Here is an 18,942-nt window from a genome sequence, read left to right on the forward strand (position 1 = left end):
CGGGCAAGCGCTAGAGGACGTCTTCATTTAAGCGATCCATGCCATTGCGCAGGCGAGCTCAACGAATGCCTTGAACGAGGTGGCGGTTTTCTCGCACCTCAGGGTGATACGACGGAAGCGTTTGATCTGATTGAAGAAGCACTCCACGAGGTGGCGTTCTTCGTAGAGGGCCCGATCCAGGGGGCGGCTCCCGGCACGACTGCGGTTGCGCTTGATCTGGGCGGTGGCGCGCAGGTCCTCGGCGATGAACCGGCGCAGCGCACCGGTATCGTATCCGGCATCGGCAATGACGTGGCTGACGCCGTTGAGCCTGCGGATCAACCCTTCGGCCTGCGGACTGTCGGCCCAATGGCCGGGCGTGATCGTGAACCGGACCGGCAGGCCGAGGGCGTCCACCGCGACATGGATCTTGGTCGTCAGCCCGCCGCGGGACCGGCCGATGGCGTGAGCCTCAAGCCCCCCTTTTGCGAGGTCGCATCGGCGTGGACCTTGGAAATAGTGGCATCGAGCAGCACGTATTCGAAGTCGGGATCGGCGCTCGACTCCTTGAAAAGACGCCCCCATACCCCGGAGCGAGACCAACGGCGGAACCGGGTGTAGACGCTCTTCCAGTGTCCCAGTTCCGGCGGCAGGTCGCGCCAGGGCGACGCGCCCCGCGCCAGCCACAGCACTGCGCGATGAACAGCCGGTTGCCCACGCCGCTGCGGCCCCGATCACTGGCCTTCCCAGGCAGCAGTGGCCCGATCCGCTCCCCATTGCCCGTCAGTCAAGGTTCGCCTGCTCAAGATCGCCTCCGTTTTCGATCTTGAATCAGAACTCAGCCAATATGGGAATCCTTAAATGAAGACGCCCTCTAAAGCATTTCTACTGAACCCTGAATCGTTTGGGGTTCCGTCGCAGCGCGGATCGTGATTCCCTTCTGTCTGGGAGGATAGATCATGTCAGCACCATTGCCGTCGGCCCTCCGGACGCGGTTTCAGCGATATATCGAGGAGGGTTTAAGCGGTCGGGCGGCGGTGCTGCGGCTGAAACTCTCGCCGGCGACCGGAGCACGTTGGGGCCGGGCGATCAGGACCAGGGGGCATGCCGAACCATTGCCCCAGGGACGTCCCAAAGGGCATGGAAAGCTTGCCCCGCACCGGGCCTTTTTCGAGGAACTGCTCGCACAGGATCCCGACATCACGCTGTTCGAACTCAGGGACGCGCTGGTCGCAGCGGAAGGCGTTCGTGTCCATCACTCGTCCATTGCCAGTCTGCTGTCGCGGCTTGGGTTCACCTATAAAAAAAGTCGCTGGTGGCCGCCGAACGCCGTGGTGCCAGGGTAAGACAGCGGCGAACCGACTGGTTCGAGCATCGCTTGCCAGCCATCGCGGATCGGCCGGAACGCGTGGTTTTCATAGACGAGACCTCAGTGAAGACCAATCTCACCCGTCTGCGGGGTCGTGCCCTGCGCGGCACACGCCTGACCATGGATGCGCCCTTCGGCAGCTGGGGAACACAGACCCTGATTGCCGGGCTCACACCGGATGCCCTGATTGCGCCCTGGTGCATCCGGGGCGCAATGGACGGCCCCGCCTTCGCAGCCTGGGTTCGCGAGGTCCTGATCCCGGAGATCGAGCCGGGAACCGTGGTGATCCTCGACAACCTTGCCACCCACCACAACAAGCAGGCTGCCGAGGCTCTGCGTGCCCATCGCTGCTGGTTTCTCTATCTGCCGCCATATTCGCCGGACCTGAACCCCATCGAAATGGCATTCGCAAAACTCAAGGCGCACCTGCGCAGGATCGGGGCAAGAACATTTACCGACGTCTTCAAGGCCATCGGCGAAGTCTGTGATCTCTTCGATCCCGGCGAATGTTGGAACTACTTCAAGGCCGCAAAATATGTCGCAGGTTAAAACAGAAATGCTTTAGTCGCCGCAGCGAAATCTCGGCCATGATGGCAGCGACGCGGATGGATTTGTCGTTCGCACTGACTGAACTTTGTGCGCCAACTATAACAGCAGACGTGCAATACCCTCTGCATCCCGCCGGTCCGTCTTGATCGGCATGGCCTTCAGGGCGCCTTTTACCTGCCTGGTTTCCATCAGGACGACAGGTAGTCCCGCATTTGACAACCCACGATGCAGCCACTGCGACAATGGGCCAGCCTCAAGCCCGACGGCGGCAATTGCCGGGTTTCGTATGCTTCCACCGGAAACCCTGCAGTTTGGGATCGCCGATGAAGCCCCATTCTCTCGCCCCTGAACAAGATTATCTGCTGCGTCCGCGGCTGATCGACATGATCGACGCCCGCCCTGATCCGCGACATCCTCGCTGTCGAGGCCGAACTTAACCTCCACCCGGTCTTTGCCTTCCAGCGCCTTACCTGAAGGGAAATCCGATGCCGGACGCAACAGAGTCGGGCACTGTCAACCGGCCGAGAGGGCGCTTTCGGCATGGCCCGCCAGACGGGCGCGCAGGTCCTCTCGCCGCAGGGTGGATTTCGGACCCTGCATGACCGCGAGGCCGCGTTCCAGCACCAGAAATGCATCGCCCAGATCCCAGGCGAAGTCGAAAAACTGCTCGACCAGCACGATGGCAATGTCGCCCCGGTCCCGCAGACCCGCAATGACGCGACCAATCTGGGCGATGATATTGGGCTGGATGCCCTCGGTCGGTTCGTCCAGCAGCAGCACGCGCGGCCGGGTGATCAGCGCGCGGGCGATGGCAAGCTGCTGCTGCTGGCCGCCCGACAGATCGCCGCCGCGACGATGCGCCATCTGGGCCAGAACCGGAAAGCTGTCGAAGATCTCGTCGGGGATGCGCCGATCCGGGCGGGGCAGGCAGGCAAAGCCGGTTTGCAGGTTTTCCCGCACAGTGAGCATCGGGAATATCGCCCGGCCCTGCGGGACATAGCCCACACCCAGCCGCGCCATTTGCTGCGCACTCACCCGACCCAGTTCGCGCCCGTCAAAGGTGATCTGCCCGCCCGAACGCGGATGTCGCCCGGCCAGCAACTGCATCAATGAGGTCTTGCCCACGCCATTATTGCCCATCACGCAGGTCACGGCGCCGGGGCGTGCGGTGATGTCGATGCCGTACAGGATCTGGCTGCCGCCATAGTGAAGGGTCAGGTTCGTCGCGTTCAGCATCTTATCGCCCCAGATAGACTTCGATCACGTCGGGATTGCGGGTGACATGGTCGAGGCTACCCTCGGCCAGCACCGATCCCTGATGCAGCACCGTCACCTTGCAGTTCAGACGGCGCACGAAATCCATGTCGTGCTCGACCACCACCACAGCCCGCGTTTCCGCCAGACGGCACAGCATCGCCGTGGTCTGTTCGCGTTCGGCCAGCGTCATGCCCGCCGCCGGTTCATCGACCAGCAGCAGGCGCGGCGCCGAGGCCAGCAGCATGCCGATCTCCAGCCATTGCTTCTGGCCGTGGCTCAGCTCTCCGGCCTTGCGCGCGACGTGATCGGCCAGTCCGACCTCGGCGGCCAGTTCGGCCATCCGCGCGGCGCTGACGGGCGAGGGCCGCCAGCCCAGCACCGCGAAGGGGTTGCGGTTCGCCTTCAGCGCCATGATCAGGTTGTCGGCGACGCTTTGATCCTCAAAGACAGTGGGGCGCTGGAACTTGCGACCGATGCCTGCGCGGGCAATCTGCGCCTCGTTCATCTTCAGCAGCGAGCGGGACTGTTCGCCCCACAGCACCTCGCCCTGATCGGGACGGGTCTTGCCGGTCACGATATCCATGAAGGTGGTCTTGCCCGCGCCATTGGGGCCGATCACCGCGCGCAGTTCCGCCGGACCGATATTGAAGGACAGGTTGTTGATCGCCCGGAACCCGTCGAAGCTGACCGACACGCCCGAGACTTCCAGAAGCGCGCTCATGCCTTGGCCTCCTGCTGCTGAAGCGCGCCTTGGTCGGGGCCGAGATCGCGGCCATGGCGGCGGGGCGGGCTCAGACCGGCCAGCCAGTCGAAAATGCCCGCGATGCCCTTGGGCGCGAACAGTGTCACCAGCACGAAGGACAGGCCAAGCGCCACCTGCCACCAGTCCACCCAACTGACCACATAACCCGGCAGATGCAGGTCGGGCGCCCGCCCGCCGGTGAACCAGCTGGACAGCAGCGACACCACGATTGCCCCGATCATCGCGCCATAGAGCCTGCCGCGCCCGCCGATCGCCACCCAGACCGCCAGATAGATCGAGGCGATGGGCATCAGTTCTGCCGGGTTGATGATGCCCGCCTGCGGATAATAGAGCGCGCCCGCGACGGCGGTCATCATCGCGGCAAGGGTAAACACCACCAGCTTGAAGCCCTCGACCGGATAGCCGAGGAAGCGCACGCGGGTCTCGTCGTCGCGGATCGCGCGGATCACGCTGCCGAACTTGCCGCTGACCACCCATGCCGCCAGCACATAAAACAGCGCCAGCGCCGCAGCGGATGCCCAGAGGAACCAGACCGACAGCGTGGCCTGCGACACGCCCTCCAGTCCGGGGATGTTCTGCAAGCCCGACAGGCCGTTATTGCCCCGGAACCCGCTGTCGTTCTGAAACAACCACAGTGCCAGCGCCAGCGTCATCGCCTGCGTCAGGATCGACAGATAGACGCCGTTGACCCGCGACCGGAAGGCCAGCCAGCCAAAGACCAGCGCCAGAAGGCCCGGCACCGCGACGACAAGGATCAGTTGCAGCGTCAGCGAATGGGCGAAGGACCAGACCAGCGGCAACTCGGACGCCCCCACGACGCCGAAAATCTGGTTGGCGACGGCCTCTTGCAGTTCCTGCGCGGTGGGCGGGATCGGGTTGTTGGCCATGCTGGCGGCGACGATGGCTTCGGTTCGGGCATACATCAGCCATTGCCCGATCATATAGCCGCCAAGCGCAAAGAACGCCATCTGCCCCAGCGACAGGATGCCAGCATAACCCCAGACCAGATCCATCGCGACGGCGGCCAGCGCAAGGCACAGCGTCTTGCCCAGCACCTTGACGGTCGAGGTCGGGATGGCGCCGGTCCCATAGGCCTGGCTCAGCACCGTGACGGCGGCGGTGAAGACGGCCAGCATTGCCAGCACGATCAGGATCGAGGGGTTGTGCAGGATGAAGGGTTTGCGGGTCATGTCACGCCTCGGCTGCACGGCCGCGCATCGGGATGATCCCGCGTGGCCGGAACTGGATGAAGATGATGATGAACAGGATCATGAAGGTCTGCGCTGCCAGCGTGTTCGAGGGGTTGAAGGACTCGATCACCTTGGACAGGATGCCGATCAGTCCGGCACCCGCCAGCGTGCCCCAGATATTGCCGACGCCCCCGACCACCACGGTCATGAAGCTTTGCACGATATAGCCTTGGCCCAGCTCGGACGTGACCTGCGCGAACAGACCGATGGCCACCCCCGCGATCCCGGCGATGCCGGATCCAAGTCCAAAGGTCATCATCGCGATGCGATCAGGGTTGATGCCCATGCTGGCCGCCATGCCGGGGCTCTGGGTGACGGCGCGGACCTCCAGCCCCAGCCGGGTGCGCTGCATGATGAACAGGAACAGTCCCAGAAACAGCAGCGCCAGCACGAAGATCGCCACCCGGATCGAGGAAATCGAGATCACGTCGTTCACCGTGATCGCGCCATCCAGCCAGCCCGGCGCGGTCAGCGGGCGGGCCTGTGTGCCGAAGATGTTCTTGGCGATCTGTTGCAGCGCGATGGACACGCCGAAGGTCGCCAGCAGCGTCTCCAGCGGGCGATGCGCCAGATGCCGGATCACCAGCCGATACAGCACCACCCCGGCGGCGAAGGTGACGGCGAAGGCTGCGGGCAGCGCGACGATCAGCGACAGCGTGCGGTCGGCGATCATCGTCTGGGTGACATAGCCGGTATAGGCGCCCATCATGATGAATTCGCCATGCGCCATATTGATGACCCGCATCACCCCAAAGGTGATCGCCAGCCCGATGGCGGCGAGGAAATAGATCGAGGCCAGCGACAGCGCGTCAAGGCCAAGGTCGATCCCCTGCATCGCCATCAGCCGCCATTCCGCGCCGGTCCGGGCGGCGCGGGCGGCATCGGTCACGCGGGGGTCGGGCTCGGCATAGATATCGAAAAAGCGATGGGCGTCGATGGCGGCTTCGGCCTCGGCCATCGAGGCGGCGGGGGGCAGGGTGCCTGCGGCCTCCAACGCCTCATAGGCGCGGTCGCGGGCCTCGGGGTCGGACAGATCCGCCACCGGCACGCCGCCGACATGGCCATCGGTGATATGGGCCGCCAGCGTATTGCGTTGCTCGGCAGGGGTCAGGCGCGGCTGAAGCAACCCTTCCGAGGTCATCAGCGCAATGGCCGCCTCGCGCGGGAAATCCTTGCCGCCGATGCGCAATTCGCGGGCGATGTTGGCGCCCTCGGGCTCAGTGGGCGCGGCGATGCGACGGGTCGCCAGCAGCGGGTTCAGCGCGGCGCGGAAATCAAGGCCGACATCGCCCGCCATGTCCTGAACGGCGGCAACACGGGCGGCGGGATCGCTGTCGAACTGGATCACCAGCAGCTTTTCCAGCCGGTCGCGCCGGGCGGCAAGCCGGGGCAGGGTTTCGGCGGGCGCATTGCGCAGCGCCTCCAGATGGGCGGCGGTGCCGGATCGCGCGATGCTGTTCAGCGCGGCGGCGCGGCGGCGCGGATCGGGGTCGGTGATCTCGGCCGCGACCAGCGCGGCCTCTATCACGCCGCGCACACCCGAATTGGGCCGCAGCATCCGGGGATCGGCCCTGCTGACCGCCGCACCCGTCACCGCATCGATCGCGCCGTCCCCGCTGACGATCAGCGCCCGCCCGTCATCACTCAGCCCCAGATTGCGGCCTGCCCATGCGCGCAGCAGCGCCATCCCCTCAGGGCCGGTCGCGGCGATCTCTGTCACCAGAGGTTCGATCGTGCGGCGCGAAGGACGCTCGATCTGGTCCAGATGATCGGCGATGATCCGGTCCAGCGCCGGATTGGCCAGGGCGGGCAGGGTCGGGATCAGCAGGGCCAACGCAAGAAGGCAGGCGATCAGCGGGCGCGGCATGGACGATCCTTCCGTAAGAGCAGAGGGCGGAACGGGCCGCCCCCGATTGAATGGCGGTCAATAGTTCGACTGCACCTGCACGCAGGTTTCGGTCTGGGTGTTCCACATCCCGCATTGCTTGCCCGGCCAGTCGGCCTCCAGCACCGCCGATTCCGGCAGGAAGTCGGTCCATGCGTCGCCCGGCACCGGATCGGTCTGGCTGACGATGTCGAACTGGCCGTCGTCGCGGATCTCTCCGATCAGCACCGGCTTGGTCAGGTGGTGGTTGGGCAGGATCGTCGCCGTGCCGCCGGTCAGGTTCGGCACTTCAAGGCCGACGATGGCGTCCAGCACCGGATCGACCTCGGTGGTGCCCGCCGCCTCGACCGCCTGAACCCACAGGTTGAAGCCCAGCATCGTGGCCTCCATCGGGTCATTGGTCACACGCGATTCGCTGCCGATGAATTCGTGCCACGCGGCGATAAACTCCTCGTTTTCCGGGGTCTCGGCGCTTTGGAAATAGTTCCAGGCGGCCAGATGCCCGACAAGGTTGGCCGTATCCAACCCCGACAACTCCTCTTCGCCGACCGAGAAGGCGATGACCGGAATATCATCCGCCGACACGCCTGCCGCCGCCAGTTCCTTGTAAAAACCCACATTCGCGTCGCCGTTGATGGTGGAAACCACGCCCACCTTCTTGCCGTCCGCCCCCAGCGCCACCACGTCCGAGACGATCCGCGACCAGTCCGAATGGCCGAAGGGGGTATAGTTCACGAAGATGTCGCCCGCCGCGACGCCACTATCCTTCAGATAGCTTTCCAGAATGTTGTTGGTGGTGCGGGGGTAGACGTAATCGGTGCCCAGCAGCGCCCATTTCTCGACGCCCAGTTCCTCCATCATGTATTCCACCGCCGGGATTGCCTGCTGGTTCGGCGCCGCGCCGGTATAGATGACATTCTTTGAGGATTCCTCGCCCTCGTATTGCACCGGATAGAACATCAGCCCGTTCAGTTCCTCCAGCACCGGCAGGACGGATTTGCGGCTGACCGAGGTCCATGCGCCGAAGATCACGTCCACATTGCTGACCGTCAGCAGCTCGCGCGCCTTTTCCGCGAACAGCGGCCAGTCAGAGGCCGGATCGACCACCACGGCCTCCAGCGGGCGGCCCAGCACGCCGCCTTTGGCGTTCTGCTGTGCGACCATCATCAGGACCGTGTCCTTCAGCGTGGTTTCCGAGATCGCCATCGTGCCGGACAGCGAATGCAGCACCCCGATCCTGATCGGTTCGCCCTCTTGCGCCCATGCGCCATTCGCCAGCGCCAACGCGCTGCCCAGCATCAGCATTCTGGTAAGCTTCTTCATCGCTGCCTTTCCACCCGGCCGGGGCCGAGGTCCCTGTTGCCAATCCGTCGAAGATCATTGCCTTCGCATTTGCAGAAAAGCGTCTGAATCGACTGGCTGAACAGGATTCGGGCAGATTTCGCGGCGCCGGGACAGGGGATGACCGGATCGCGGGCAGGCTCTGCCGGTTCTGCCCATCTGTCGGGCAGGGTCAGGCCAGGCGCGGCTGCAACCCTGCCCCTCACGCCGGGAGGCGCTACGCGGGCCATTCTGGCACGTTGCGTGGCTTTCCTCGTCCTTGTTCTTGCAAAGGTTATGTTCCGCTATAATCCCAGTCCTGCGGGCGTATGTCGTTGGTTTGGTAAAATTGCCGGACAAGGTTCAGATAGTCTGTAAAATCCGTGCTGGATGCGGCCAAACGGTTCGCGCTATTCCAGTCAATCTCCGTTCGTTCCTTGGCCGGGATAAGAATTTCGCTCTCGCTGGGGTTCTCAGGGTCCAGCCGGATCAAGCCCACAGAGGCTGGACCGGTTTGTCGAGTCAGCCGTTCTGGATTCGCACCTCGTAGAAGTGCTGGTCCAGTGCGTCACTGTGGAGCGCGGCTTTCAAGGGAGCTGCGGAAGTCATAGTCATCTGTCGTGATGCCCTTCAGATGGATTTCGGAATGGTCAGGGACCGGTTTTTGCCAAGGTAACGTGCCTCGGGACGAAACATGTCATCGTTGCCTGCCGCCCAGCACCAGATCGGCCCCCTTTTCTCCGATTGCCATGCTGATGGCATTCAAGTTGCAACTGGGGATCTGCGGAATGATCGAGGAATCGATGACACGCAGGCCTTCGACACCGATCACCTTCAGATCGGGTGAGACGACGGCAAGCGGGTCGATGCCCATCTTGCAGGTTCCGCAGGGGTGATAGCTGCCGCTGGCATTTTCGCGGATATAGGCGATCCACTCGTCATCGGTTTGCACATCTCTGCCGGGCTTGCACTCCCCGGTGACGTAGGGCGCGAAAGCGCGACTCTGCAAAGCCGCGCGCGCGATGCGCGCACCCGCCATCAGCGTCTGGATGTCATAGGCATCGCTGAGCATGTTAAACTGGATTAGGGGTTGATCCTTCGGATCGCCCGATTTCAGTTTGAGCCAGCCACGACTGCGCGAATTGTTGACATTGGGTTGCAGGTTAATGGCGGCCTCATCCTGCATCTCGATGCCTTGATGGGTATAATTCGCGGAAAACGCGCCGAAATGATACTGGATGTCGGGATATGTCAGCTCGGGCCGGGTCCGCACCAGCCCGATACCGGTATATGTATAGGTCGCATAACCCGAGCGGTCGAACAGGAATTGCAGGCCATATTTCAACATGCCGCGCAGGTTGAATTCCTGGTTGGCAGTTTTGACATTGACGTAAGCCTTGACCTGCGTGCTGGGATGTTCCTGCAAATTGCCGCCGACGCCGGCGCTGTCATGGATGACCTGGATGCCGTGGTCGCGCAGATCCCGGGCCGGCCCGATGCCCGACAGCATCAGGATCTTGGGCGAATTGATGGCACTGGCAGACAGCAGCACCTCGTGAGTGCTGCGTTCGACCCGGCGCTGGCCGCCTAGCTCGAACTCCACGCCGGAGGCCTTGCGACCATCGAACAGGATGCGATTGACCGTGGCGCCCGTGATGATCCGCAGATTCTTGCGTCTCTTGATCGGGTCCAGATAACCACGCGCGGCATTAAACCGAGTGCCGTTATGCTGGGTGACATGGATAAAGGCCGCGCCCTCGGTCGGCTCGGCGTTATAGGCGGCATTAATAGGGTAGCCGAGCTCTCGCATAGCATCCAGATATACATAGGCCAGCCTGGGCGGCCTGCGCACGGCCGAGACGACAATCGGTCCGTCCTTGCCATAGATATCGGTGACGCCGTCGCGATTTCCCTCAACTTTCTGGAAATAAGGTAAAATCTCGTCATAGGACCAACCGCGATTGCCCAGTTGCGCCCAATGATCATAATCGCCGCGATTGCCCCGCACATAGAACATGGCGTTTATCGAACTGGAGCCGCCAAGCGCCTTACCACGCGGAACCATATCGCGACGGTTGTTGCGGGTGGGGTCGGGCTCCGACATGAACTGCCAGTTGGTACGCGGATCAGTCATCGCTTTGAAGGCCAGCGAGGGCAGGATGATGTTAACTCTTTTGTCGCTACCGCCCGCTTCCAGTAAAAGCACCTTGGTGTCAGGGTTGGCACTAAGCCTGTTAGCCAGCACGCAACCGGCTGAACCAGCCCCGATGACGATATAGTCCCAGTCCATAGGAAATTCCTGTCTCAGCCGGCGGGCCGGTTCTTGTCAATTATCTTTGCATGTCAACGGCGGCGTAAAAACCTGCCACGGGGCGGCGCAAAAGTCTGCCAGTTAGCGACGCCGGCACGGAACGTCGGGAGGGGGTAGCCCGACCAGAGTTCCGTGCCGGCGTCGTTGGCGATTTTCGAGGGTGGGTCAGTCGGCCTTTCTGGCGCGACTGTGGGCGAGACGGTAGCTTTCGCCGTTCATCTCGAGGATGTTGACGTGATGGGTGATGCGGTCGAGCAGCGCGCCGGTCAGGCGCTCGGAACCGAAGGTCTCGGTCCATTCATCGAAGGGCAGATTGCTGGTGATCAGGATCGATCCGCGCTCGTAGCGTTGCGAGATCAGTTCGAACAGCAGTTCCGCCCCAGTCTTCGACAGGGGCACGAAGCCGAGCTCGTCGATGATGAGCAGCTTGTATCCGGCCATCTGCTTCTGGAAGCGAAGCAGGCGGCGCTCATCGCGGGCTTCCATCATCTCGCTGACCAGGGCCGCGGCGGTGGTGAAGCCGACGGACAGGCCCTTCTGGCAGGCGGCCAGACCAAGGCCGAGCGAGATGTGCGTCTTGCCCGTGCCACTGGGGCCGAGGGCAATAATGTTCTCGCGCCGCTCGATCCATTCGCAGCGGGCCAGTTCCAGCACCTGCATCTTGTTCAGCTTGGGAATGGCCGCGAAGTCGAAGCTGTCCAGGCTTTTGACGGCCGGGAACCTGGCGGCCTTGATGCGGCGCTCGACCATCCGCCGCTCCCGGTCGATCAGTTCCAGTTCGACCAGCCGGGCGAGATACCGGACATGGTCCACGCCTTCCGCCGCACATTGCCGGGCCAGCTTCTGGTGTTCTCGCAGGAAGGTCGGCAGTTTCAGCGCCTTGAGGTGATGGGCAAGCAGGAATTCCGGGGTGTCGCTCATGCCACGCCCTCCGCGCCGCCAGACAGCAGCCGCATGTAGGAGCGGGCCTCGGTCTTCTCGACCGTTGCCTTGGGCAGGTAGGGATAGCAGTCCAGATCCAGCCGAGGTGGCCGGCGCTCCACCCGGCACAGCAGAAGATGCTTGACCGCATCGAAGCCGATCGCACCCATCTGCAGCGCCTGCCGCACAGCCGCATGCAGATCGGCCAGATGGAAGGTTTCCAGCAGCCGCAGGACCTGGACATATTCGCGTCGGCCGTGCCGGTGCATCCGCGCCTCCATCAACCGGCGCAAGGTGGCGAACTCCTCTGGCAGATTCCAACCCTGCAGCGGCGCGGCCTGATCGAGTGCATTGATCTTCTGCTCCAGCAGCGGAAGGTAGTGGATCGGGTCGAAGACGATCTCGTCGCGATCCCAGCACCGGGGATGGCGGGCGATCACTTCACCCCGGCAACCGTAATCCCCCGTCCTGGGCTTCTCTGGCCCATCACGCCATCCGCTCCCTGCAGGACGATCTGGCCGAAAGACTGATGCCGTCCTGGGATCCGGCGCTCGACCCGGAAGATGCGGATCTGCCCGAGTTGCTTGAGGCCGCCATGGCACCTCAGGGATCCGCCGTGCTCGATGCCCTGAACCGCAGCCCGGCCGCACAAAACATCTCCCCGGAAGAATACGAGGCAATCGCGGGCGCCGGCGGCGATCCCACCGCAACCAACGGCACCTCGCAGCCCCGCATGCGCCTGCCCGTAACGAAGCCCCCTTTGCGCGTGGCGATCTACGCCCGCTTTTCGACCGACAAGCAACGCGATGCCTCGATCGAGGACCAGATCGACTCCTGCCGCGATCTCGCCGCGCGCGAAGGCTGGGAGGTCAGCGCCACCTATCATGACCGGGCGATCTCGGGTGCCAGCATGTTCCGCCCCGGGATCGAGGCACTGCAACGTGATGCCAAGGCCGGCAAGTTCGATATCGTCCTGGCGGAAGCCATGGACCGGTTATCGAGAAAGCTCGCCGATATCGCGAAGTTCCATGAGCGGATGGAGCATCTGGGCATTGAGATCCACACCCTGACCGAAGGCAAGGTCGATGCCATGCTGATCGGCATGAAGGGCACGATGAACCAGATCCTGTTGCGCGACATCGGCGTCAAGACCCATCGCGGCCAGAAGGGCCGGGTCAAAGACGGCAAACTCGCCGGCGGCAATGCCTACGGCTATGACGTACTGCCACCAACCCAGGTCAACGGCAAATCGGAACACGGCGGCCGCGCGATCAACCGGACGGAGGCCGAGGTCGTGCGGCGGATCTGTCGCGACTACGCGCAAGGAATGTCGGCGGGCAAGATCGCCGAGGCCCTGAACCTTGAACAGATCCCCGGTCCGCGCGGCGGGTTCTGGGGCGCATCGACCATTCTCGGCAACCGCGAACGCGGAACCGGCATCCTGAACAATGAGCTTTATATCGGCCGGCTGGTCTGGAACCGGCTGCATTTCAGCAAGGATCCGGATACCGGCAAGCGGAACTCGCGCCTGAACCCGGAGAACCGGGTGACCTCTGTCCCCGTGCCGCATCTGCGGATCATCGACGATGTGCTGTGGGACCAGGTGAAGGCCCGGCAGGGCGCGATGAAGACAAAGAACACGATGTGCCGATCTGGGACCGGCGGCGTCCCAAGTTCCTGTTCTCGGGCCTGATGACCTGCGGGTGCTGCGGCGGCGGGTTTTCCAAGGTGTCCAAGGATAGCTTCGGCTGCTCGACCGCCCGCAAGAAGGGTGCCGCTGCCTGCACCAACATGGCCGTCATCAAACAGGCCGACCTTGAGACCCGGGTGCTGCATGCGCTGGAACACCACCTGATGGATGATGAGGCGGTGCGGATCTTCTGCGAGGAATACGCCGCCGAGCGCAACAGGCTGCAAGCCACCCGGGAAGCGGGCCGCGCCGATCTGGAAAGAGAACTGAAGCAGATCTCTGCCGATCACAAGAGGCTGGTGGATGCGATCATCGCCGGTGTTCCCGCCGACCAGGTGAAGGACCGGATGATCGAACTGGACGCGCGCCGGACGGATCTGGAACGCCAGCTTTCGGCTGCCCCTGCCCCGGATCCGATTCGCATTCATCCGAGCATGGCGAATACCTATCGCGCCCGGATCGCCCAGTTGATCGCTGGCCTCTCGGATGCCGAACGGATGGACGAGGCGAAGGAGGCGCTGCGGGCACTGATCGAAAAAGTGGAACTGGTGCCGGTTTCGGCAGAAGAGAGCGAGACCGGCAAACCCGGGCTTGCAACTCACCTTCACGGCGGACTGGCGAGCCTGCTGCGGCTGGCTTGTGGGCTGCCGGTGCATGAGGTTGTTGAAGCGGCGGCCCAAATGCAAAAAACCCCGCGGGGCATGGAGGGTCAAACAGTGCGCATCAGGGTGGCGCGCAACATCAACCCATTGATAGCATTGGAGAATTAATTTTGGTTGCGGGGGCAGGCAACCACCGAGACCAACACTCGCTAGAAGTCCTTGTATAGAAAGAGATAATCGCCTTTTCGGCTACTTTCTATGGACGCGAAAATCGATATCGGCCACCGGAATAGCGATGACCGGTCTCTCCTCCTTGACCCTTACCCGCCCTGCTCAATCTGTTAATGCCAAGCTGGGCTGCCGACCCAAATGCTACCGGCGCTAACTCTGATTAGCCCGGGCCTGGATTTCACCGCATCGCTCGATGACGGCCTCGAAAGGCGGCGCATCCGCGAGCAGAAGCCCGTCCTCGGTCATGCGCCGGTAATCATCGCCAAGCGCCGCCAAAGCATCCCCCTCGGGGACAAGCCGCAGTTGCCCAGCCGCGGCCGCTTTGTAGTCGATCATCGAACGGTCGGCGGCCTTCTCGGAAAAGAACATCTGCTTGTGCGCGGCGACCGCCTGCGCCAGATCGCGATCAGCCAGCGCGGCATCGGCAAGACCTGCTTCATCAAGCTTGGCCAGATCATACCAATGCCGGGCAAAGCGATCACCGCGCAGGCGGGCCTGAAGGCAGAAGACATGCGCGGCAGTCGCCTTTTCCCAGAATGTCCGCTCGGCATGCATGACCCGTGGCCGGGCAGCGGGAAAGGAAACGCCTTCGACAAAGCCGGCAGCATCGCAGGCAACGTCCCGAGGACTTGCCGGCTCGCCGGTGGAGCGCGCCCCGAATTCCAGCATCACCGAGGGTGGCACATAGCCCGATCCGCGCCCGGCCGGTTCATAGTCGATGAACAGTTTGTCGCCCTCGATGCGGATGGTGCCGGGAACGCCCTCCCTCGTCATCGCCTCAGCAATCAAGGGCTGGACATCCTTCACCACCCATTCCGGCAGGCGCTCGCGAACCGCAGCAGACCAGCGCTTCTCCTCGCTCCGGGTTTTCGGCAGGGCCTCTTCGCCATCACCGACGAGATCGGACACCAGCCTGCGAATATCATAGGTCAGATCGACATCCTCGGAGAAACGTTGGATAACGCCATAGGCCTTCGACAGCGAGGTTCCACCCTTGAACACGAGATGCTCGCCAACCGCGGAGCCGAAAAGGGTCTGCAGCGCCCAGACGACCCAGATATCCTTTTCCAGCAGATGCAGCGGACGACCGGAGCGATCGGCGGCCACGCGCAATGCCTCCCGCCGATCCTCGGCCGACAGGGTGAAGAAAGCCTCAACCATGGGCCGCCTTGCTGACGCTTCTGGCAAGCCAGGCCGGGAATTGAGGCGCAGCCGTCACCAGTTCCGCAAATGCGGTCGGTGGCAGCTTTCGCTTCAGGGCATTCAGCGCCAGATCGGCCTTTTCGGGCCCCAGCCATGCCAGGGCGCGAACAGCCTGACCGGCCGGCTTGTCGGCCAAAGCAAGCTGCCAGCGCGGTGCATGGCGCAGTTCCACGACCTGCTTGCCGAGGGGGATCGTCCGGCTGCGCCCAGAAGTCAGATACACCGACCGTATCGGAACATGGGTGGTCAGGCCGAGGTCGTTCGCGGCCGCCGCACCGTTCGGCACGATCACTTCGCCACGCTGCATCGCCAGTGCCTCGACAGTCTGTTCCACCGAAGGCGCGCGGGTGCCAAACCGATTCGTAATCGGGCGCAGGTAAAGCCCCCGGCCGGCGCGGATCAGTTGACCACGCTCGGCAAGACGCGACAAGGCCTGGTCCACCCCTGCCCGACTGCCGAGATGCAGCAAGCCCTTCGCCGTCAGCGGCGTTCCCTCGGGAAGCCGCGCTGCATGCGCGAGAATCTGTTCGGTCAGTCGTTGCATGGGTTTTATCTCCTGTCAGGAATATATGTAGTTTTCTGACAGTTTGCAACGAGCGCTCCCAGGATGGGGGCAGGCCACACCGTCACCACGAATCTAAGGGGTGCGCCGATCCGAACTGCCACTCCAGCCAGCCAACACCGAAGGCAACCCGCGAAAGCACATCAAGAAGTACCCCGAGGAGAAGCGCGAGCGCTTTCTCAGCGGGGCCGAACTCCGCCGGATCGGCGAGGTGCTGCGCGAGATGGAGGCAGAGGGGATCGAGCTGCCCTCGGCCATCCTCGCTGCCCGCCTGCTGATCCTGACCGGCTGCCGCCTGAACGAGATCATGACGCTGCAATGGGCGCACGTCGATCTGGCCGAGCGCGTTCTGCGCCTGCCGGATTCCAAGTCCGGCGCCAAGATCGTCCATCTCGGACAGCCCGCCGTCGAGCTGCTCCGCGACGCCCAGCGCATCGACGGCAACCCGTGGGTCATCACCGGCAACAGCGCACGTCGATCCTGAGCGGACCTCGCTGGGCTATTCGCAGGCCCGCGCCTGGTCCCGCATGACGGCAAAGTCGCTCAGCAACTCTACAATTGCGGACCCCTCAGGCAGCAGATCGAGTTCATCGGCCGCGCGCGCCTCGAACTCGCGGCTGTACTCGACAACCGGTGGGCAGACGGTGGCGATGCGCGGCTCAGAAATGCCCGTCACGCAGCCGCCCAGAAAGATCGTCGCGATCGCGAGGACGGCGAGCTGCAGCGTCGAGCATCTGGCGTTGGGCGTCATTGGTCTTCTCCGAGGTTTCAAGGCGTTCGGCGAGGCGGCCCGCTCGTTCCCCTGTGCGCCGAAGCGAAAGCAGGAACAGGAGCACTGCCAACGCGATGGCTCCGTAGCGCAGCGCCGCCCGCATCCATGTGCGCGTGGCGATCCCGGTGAGCAGCCCACCGATCATCGCCGCCCCCGCTTCCAGTCGTCGAGGCGGGCATAGATCGTGACTGCGATGCCGCCGAGCGCGACGGCGATGAACACCCAGCGAAGCGTGTCGAGATACGGCACGAGCGGCAGAATGGCGGATTGCGTCTCGGCCAGGACGCTCTGCGCAACCTCGACCCCGGCTGCGCCCAGCGTCGCCACTCCGGCTGCCCCGCCACCCTTCATGGTGCGGCTGTCGGCCAACACTTCGCGCGCGGGCGGCGTCTCAGCCGCAAAGGCCGTCTCCCGGACCGAGAAACGCTCACCCCACTGACGCGCGGGCCCGAGGTCGATGTGCATGAAACCCGAGCGCGGATAGAAGCCGAAGCCGAGGAACCCGACCTCACGCGCCGCGGCCTCGAACGCCACCGGGTCGTGGTTCGTCATGGCGATGTCGAAGGCGGCGCCATCAAGGTGCTTGGAGAGGGTCGCGCCGCCGACGGCCCGGTTGTGCTCGGGGCTGCGATAGGCGGAGCGGACGATCAGCGGCTTGCCCAGCCGGTCGCGCAGCGCCTGCAGCTTGTCGAGTGCGGGTTCGTTGACGAGCAGCTTGCCGGTGCCCCGGCACGCGATCTCTGCCGGGCTGAAGTTCGGCCAGCGCCACGCGCTCACCGGGACGTCGCGCCAATGGCGATGGAATGTCGTGGTCATGGGGGTCCTCCAAAACGAAAAACCCGCCTCAAGGGCGGGTCATTGCGGGCTGATGAATGGGGATGGGGCGCGGCTACGGGCTGCCGCCGAAGATCTTGAGCTTGATGGCGATGCCGGCGAGCAGCGCCAGCATGACGCCGGTGGTGATCATGCGGACGGCGGTCTGCATGGCGGTGCGGCGCACCAGGCGGATGCAATCGACCAGGGAGCGCAGGTCGCGGATGTCGAGCGCGGCCTCGTCGCCGTCGAGACCGACATCGGCGAGCGCGCGCTTCGCGCCTTCCTCTGCGGCCCGGGTCAGGATCGCCTCGAACTCGGCGTCGGGCATGCGCACGAAGCCCTCGGATCGGGGTGGGGTCATCGGGTCCTCCTTCCGCCGCTCAGCCGATCTTGCAGCCCCAGAAGGATGTTTGGTCGGCGGCGAAGTAGCCGTCCGCAACCCGGAAATACCCCTGCAGCTCGACGGTATCGCCCGCGGTGAGGGGCACCATGGTCTGCAGCCAGATGGCTGTGGCGAGCGAGACATGGGTGGCGGAGATTTCGCCGAGGGAGCCGCGGATTTCGGTCGTCCCGTTCAGCACGAGCCGCCCGCGCATGCGGGCCGTGGCGCTGGCGTTGATCTTGTAGAGCAGCGTCGCGCCGAAGAGGTAGGTGCCGTCGACAGGGGCCACGAAATGGTTATTCGCGGCGTCGAACGCGCCCTGATCGTTGTAGTCGGTGTTGTTGAGGCCGATCTTGGTCCAGGCCCCGACGCCGACATAGTTGTCGTAGTTCGTGTACGCCTTGAACCGCGGCAGCCGGGGCTGATCGACGATGCCGTTGGCGTTGTCGACGCTGAGCCCGTCGAAGAAGGTGCCGCCGTCGGCCGATACGGCGAGCCGGAACCTGTCGGAGCCGAACAGCCCGACCAGCGCCTTGGTCACGAAGTTGGTCTGAAGCGTCAGCCCGAGATCGTCGGCTGCGGCCTCCTTGTTCATGGTGTAGAAGAGATCGCCAGTGCCGCCCTCGGCCACGGTCTTCGCCGTCCAGAGCGCGGCGTTGAGCTTGGCCGAGAACGGGTTCGACCCATCCGCGGTGGTCCCGAGCCCCAGCAGCGCGAGGTTCTGCAGCGCGTCCGGGGTGGTCCCGACCCAGCCCGCGCCGTCGTAGACCAGCAGCAGGCCCTCGTCCTCGACCCACGCCCGCCAGCCGGTCCGTGGTGGAAGGCGCAGCCAGGTGCCGTCCGTCCAGAGCGCGACATTCAAGTCCCAGCCCGCCCAGTCGCCCGTCGCGCCCGAGCCGACGATGTATCGGTCGCCGTCGGCGGGGCTCGCTGGGGGTGCTGCCAGATCGCGGTCGAGCACAGAGAGATGGACAAGCCCGTCGAGCAGCCGCAGCGCCTCGTTGTGGGTGACATGCTTCTGGGCCTGCGCCGCCAGGATGTAGGGCAGCAGGAGATGGGTCGTGGCGTCGGACATGGCAT

The 18,942-nt window shown here is 64.0% G+C and carries 17 protein-coding genes and 3 pseudogenes; 4 read left to right on the top strand and 16 right to left on the bottom strand.

Going from position 1 to position 18,942, the window contains the following annotated elements:
* Positions 1–27: 27 nt before the first annotated feature.
* A pseudogene (locus JHW40_RS02155) lies at positions 28–785 on the bottom strand (IS5 family transposase).
* A 153-nt stretch (positions 786–938) separates the two neighbouring features.
* On the opposite strand from JHW40_RS02155, the gene JHW40_RS02160 reads away from it, so the two are divergent.
* Positions 939–1,897 (top strand): IS630 family transposase gene (locus tag JHW40_RS02160; protein ID WP_272849030.1). Its coding sequence is split into 2 segments (ribosomal slippage): positions 939–1,280 and positions 1,283–1,897, totalling 957 coding nucleotides; the frame shifts between segments, so codons are not numbered across the junction.
* Positions 1,898–1,999: 102 nt separating this feature from the next.
* On the opposite strand, the pseudogene JHW40_RS02165 reads toward JHW40_RS02160, so the two are convergent.
* The 9 genes and pseudogenes from JHW40_RS02165 to JHW40_RS02205 all read right to left on the bottom strand — a co-directional run.
* Positions 2,000–2,173, bottom strand: a pseudogene (locus JHW40_RS02165) (IS110 family transposase); the annotation flags it as partial.
* A gap of 237 nt (positions 2,174–2,410) precedes the next feature.
* The gene (gene urtE / locus JHW40_RS02170; RefSeq protein WP_090617873.1) at positions 2,411–3,133 is read right to left on the bottom strand and encodes an urea ABC transporter ATP-binding subunit UrtE; all 723 of its coding nucleotides are present in this window, start codon (positions 3,131–3,133) and stop codon (positions 2,411–2,413) included.
* A 1-nt stretch (position 3,134) separates the two neighbouring features.
* Positions 3,135–3,875, bottom strand: coding sequence for an urea ABC transporter ATP-binding protein UrtD (urtD, locus tag JHW40_RS02175; protein WP_090617871.1), 741 nt, complete (start codon positions 3,873–3,875; stop codon positions 3,135–3,137).
* The gene (gene urtC / locus JHW40_RS02180) at positions 3,872–5,107 is read right to left on the bottom strand and encodes an urea ABC transporter permease subunit UrtC (RefSeq protein WP_090617869.1); all 1,236 of its coding nucleotides are present in this window, start codon (positions 5,105–5,107) and stop codon (positions 3,872–3,874) included. The genes urtD and urtC overlap by 4 nt, the downstream gene beginning before the upstream one ends.
* Position 5,108: 1 nt before the next feature.
* Positions 5,109–7,034: an urea ABC transporter permease subunit UrtB gene (gene urtB, locus JHW40_RS02185; protein ID WP_090617867.1), complete on the bottom strand. Its 1,926-nt coding sequence runs from the start codon at positions 7,032–7,034 to the stop codon at positions 5,109–5,111.
* A 57-nt stretch (positions 7,035–7,091) separates the two neighbouring features.
* Positions 7,092–8,375: an urea ABC transporter substrate-binding protein gene (urtA, locus tag JHW40_RS02190; RefSeq protein WP_090617865.1), complete on the bottom strand. Its 1,284-nt coding sequence runs from the start codon at positions 8,373–8,375 to the stop codon at positions 7,092–7,094.
* A 694-nt stretch (positions 8,376–9,069) separates the two neighbouring features.
* Positions 9,070–10,662, bottom strand: coding sequence for a GMC family oxidoreductase (locus tag JHW40_RS02195; protein WP_090617861.1), 1,593 nt, complete (start codon positions 10,660–10,662; stop codon positions 9,070–9,072).
* Between the two features lie 186 nt (positions 10,663–10,848).
* Complete coding sequence (istB, locus tag JHW40_RS02200; RefSeq protein ID WP_272849031.1) at positions 10,849–11,604, bottom strand: IS21-like element ISPve1 family helper ATPase IstB; 756 nt, start codon at positions 11,602–11,604, stop codon at positions 10,849–10,851.
* Positions 11,601–12,059 (bottom strand): annotated as a pseudogene (locus tag JHW40_RS02205) (IS21 family transposase); the annotation flags it as partial. The gene istB and the pseudogene JHW40_RS02205, both read right to left, overlap by 4 nt.
* A gap of 74 nt (positions 12,060–12,133) precedes the next feature.
* On the opposite strand from JHW40_RS02205, the gene JHW40_RS02210 reads away from it, so the two are divergent.
* Both JHW40_RS02210 and JHW40_RS02215 read left to right on the top strand, forming a co-directional pair.
* A complete protein-coding gene (locus JHW40_RS02210) occupies positions 12,134–13,297 on the top strand; it encodes a recombinase family protein (RefSeq protein ID WP_090617070.1) in 1,164 nt (387 codons plus the stop codon).
* Positions 13,249–14,064, top strand: a complete 816-nt coding sequence (locus JHW40_RS02215; protein ID WP_090617072.1) for a recombinase zinc ribbon domain-containing protein — start codon at positions 13,249–13,251, stop codon at positions 14,062–14,064. The genes JHW40_RS02210 and JHW40_RS02215 overlap by 49 nt, the downstream gene beginning before the upstream one ends.
* Before the next feature lie 213 nt (positions 14,065–14,277).
* Here the strand turns inward: JHW40_RS02215 and JHW40_RS02220 are convergent, their stop codons facing one another.
* Positions 14,278–15,288, bottom strand: coding sequence for a nucleotidyl transferase AbiEii/AbiGii toxin family protein (locus tag JHW40_RS02220; RefSeq protein ID WP_090617074.1), 1,011 nt, complete (start codon positions 15,286–15,288; stop codon positions 14,278–14,280).
* Positions 15,281–15,874, bottom strand: coding sequence for a DUF6088 family protein (locus JHW40_RS02225; RefSeq protein WP_090617076.1), 594 nt, complete (start codon positions 15,872–15,874; stop codon positions 15,281–15,283). The genes JHW40_RS02220 and JHW40_RS02225 overlap by 8 nt, the downstream gene beginning before the upstream one ends.
* Before the next feature lie 100 nt (positions 15,875–15,974).
* Between JHW40_RS02225 and JHW40_RS02230 the strand changes: the two genes are divergently transcribed.
* Positions 15,975–16,376 (top strand): tyrosine-type recombinase/integrase, encoded by a 402-nt coding sequence (locus JHW40_RS02230; protein WP_244519359.1) that lies wholly within the window; start codon positions 15,975–15,977, stop codon positions 16,374–16,376.
* A 15-nt stretch (positions 16,377–16,391) separates the two neighbouring features.
* Here the strand turns inward: JHW40_RS02230 and JHW40_RS02235 are convergent, their stop codons facing one another.
* The 4 genes from JHW40_RS02235 to JHW40_RS02255 form a co-directional block, all read right to left on the bottom strand.
* A complete protein-coding gene (locus JHW40_RS02235) occupies positions 16,392–16,643 on the bottom strand; it encodes a hypothetical protein (RefSeq protein ID WP_090617081.1) in 252 nt (83 codons plus the stop codon).
* Positions 16,644–16,805: 162 nt separating this feature from the next.
* The gene (locus tag JHW40_RS02245; protein ID WP_090617083.1) at positions 16,806–17,480 is read right to left on the bottom strand and encodes a YcbK family protein; all 675 of its coding nucleotides are present in this window, start codon (positions 17,478–17,480) and stop codon (positions 16,806–16,808) included.
* 73 nt (positions 17,481–17,553) lie between these two features.
* Positions 17,554–17,841 carry a DUF6127 family protein gene (locus JHW40_RS02250; RefSeq protein ID WP_085378178.1) on the bottom strand — a complete coding sequence of 96 codons (288 nt, stop codon included), beginning with the start codon at positions 17,839–17,841 and terminating at the stop codon, positions 17,554–17,556.
* 19 nt (positions 17,842–17,860) lie between these two features.
* Positions 17,861–18,937 carry a DUF2793 domain-containing protein gene (locus JHW40_RS02255; protein WP_090617085.1) on the bottom strand — a complete coding sequence of 359 codons (1,077 nt, stop codon included), beginning with the start codon at positions 18,935–18,937 and terminating at the stop codon, positions 17,861–17,863.
* Positions 18,938–18,942: the final 5 nt, after the last annotated feature.

It is taken from the genome of Paracoccus alcaliphilus (assembly GCF_028553725.1).
Classification (GTDB): Bacteria; Pseudomonadota; Alphaproteobacteria; order Rhodobacterales; family Rhodobacteraceae; genus Paracoccus; species Paracoccus alcaliphilus.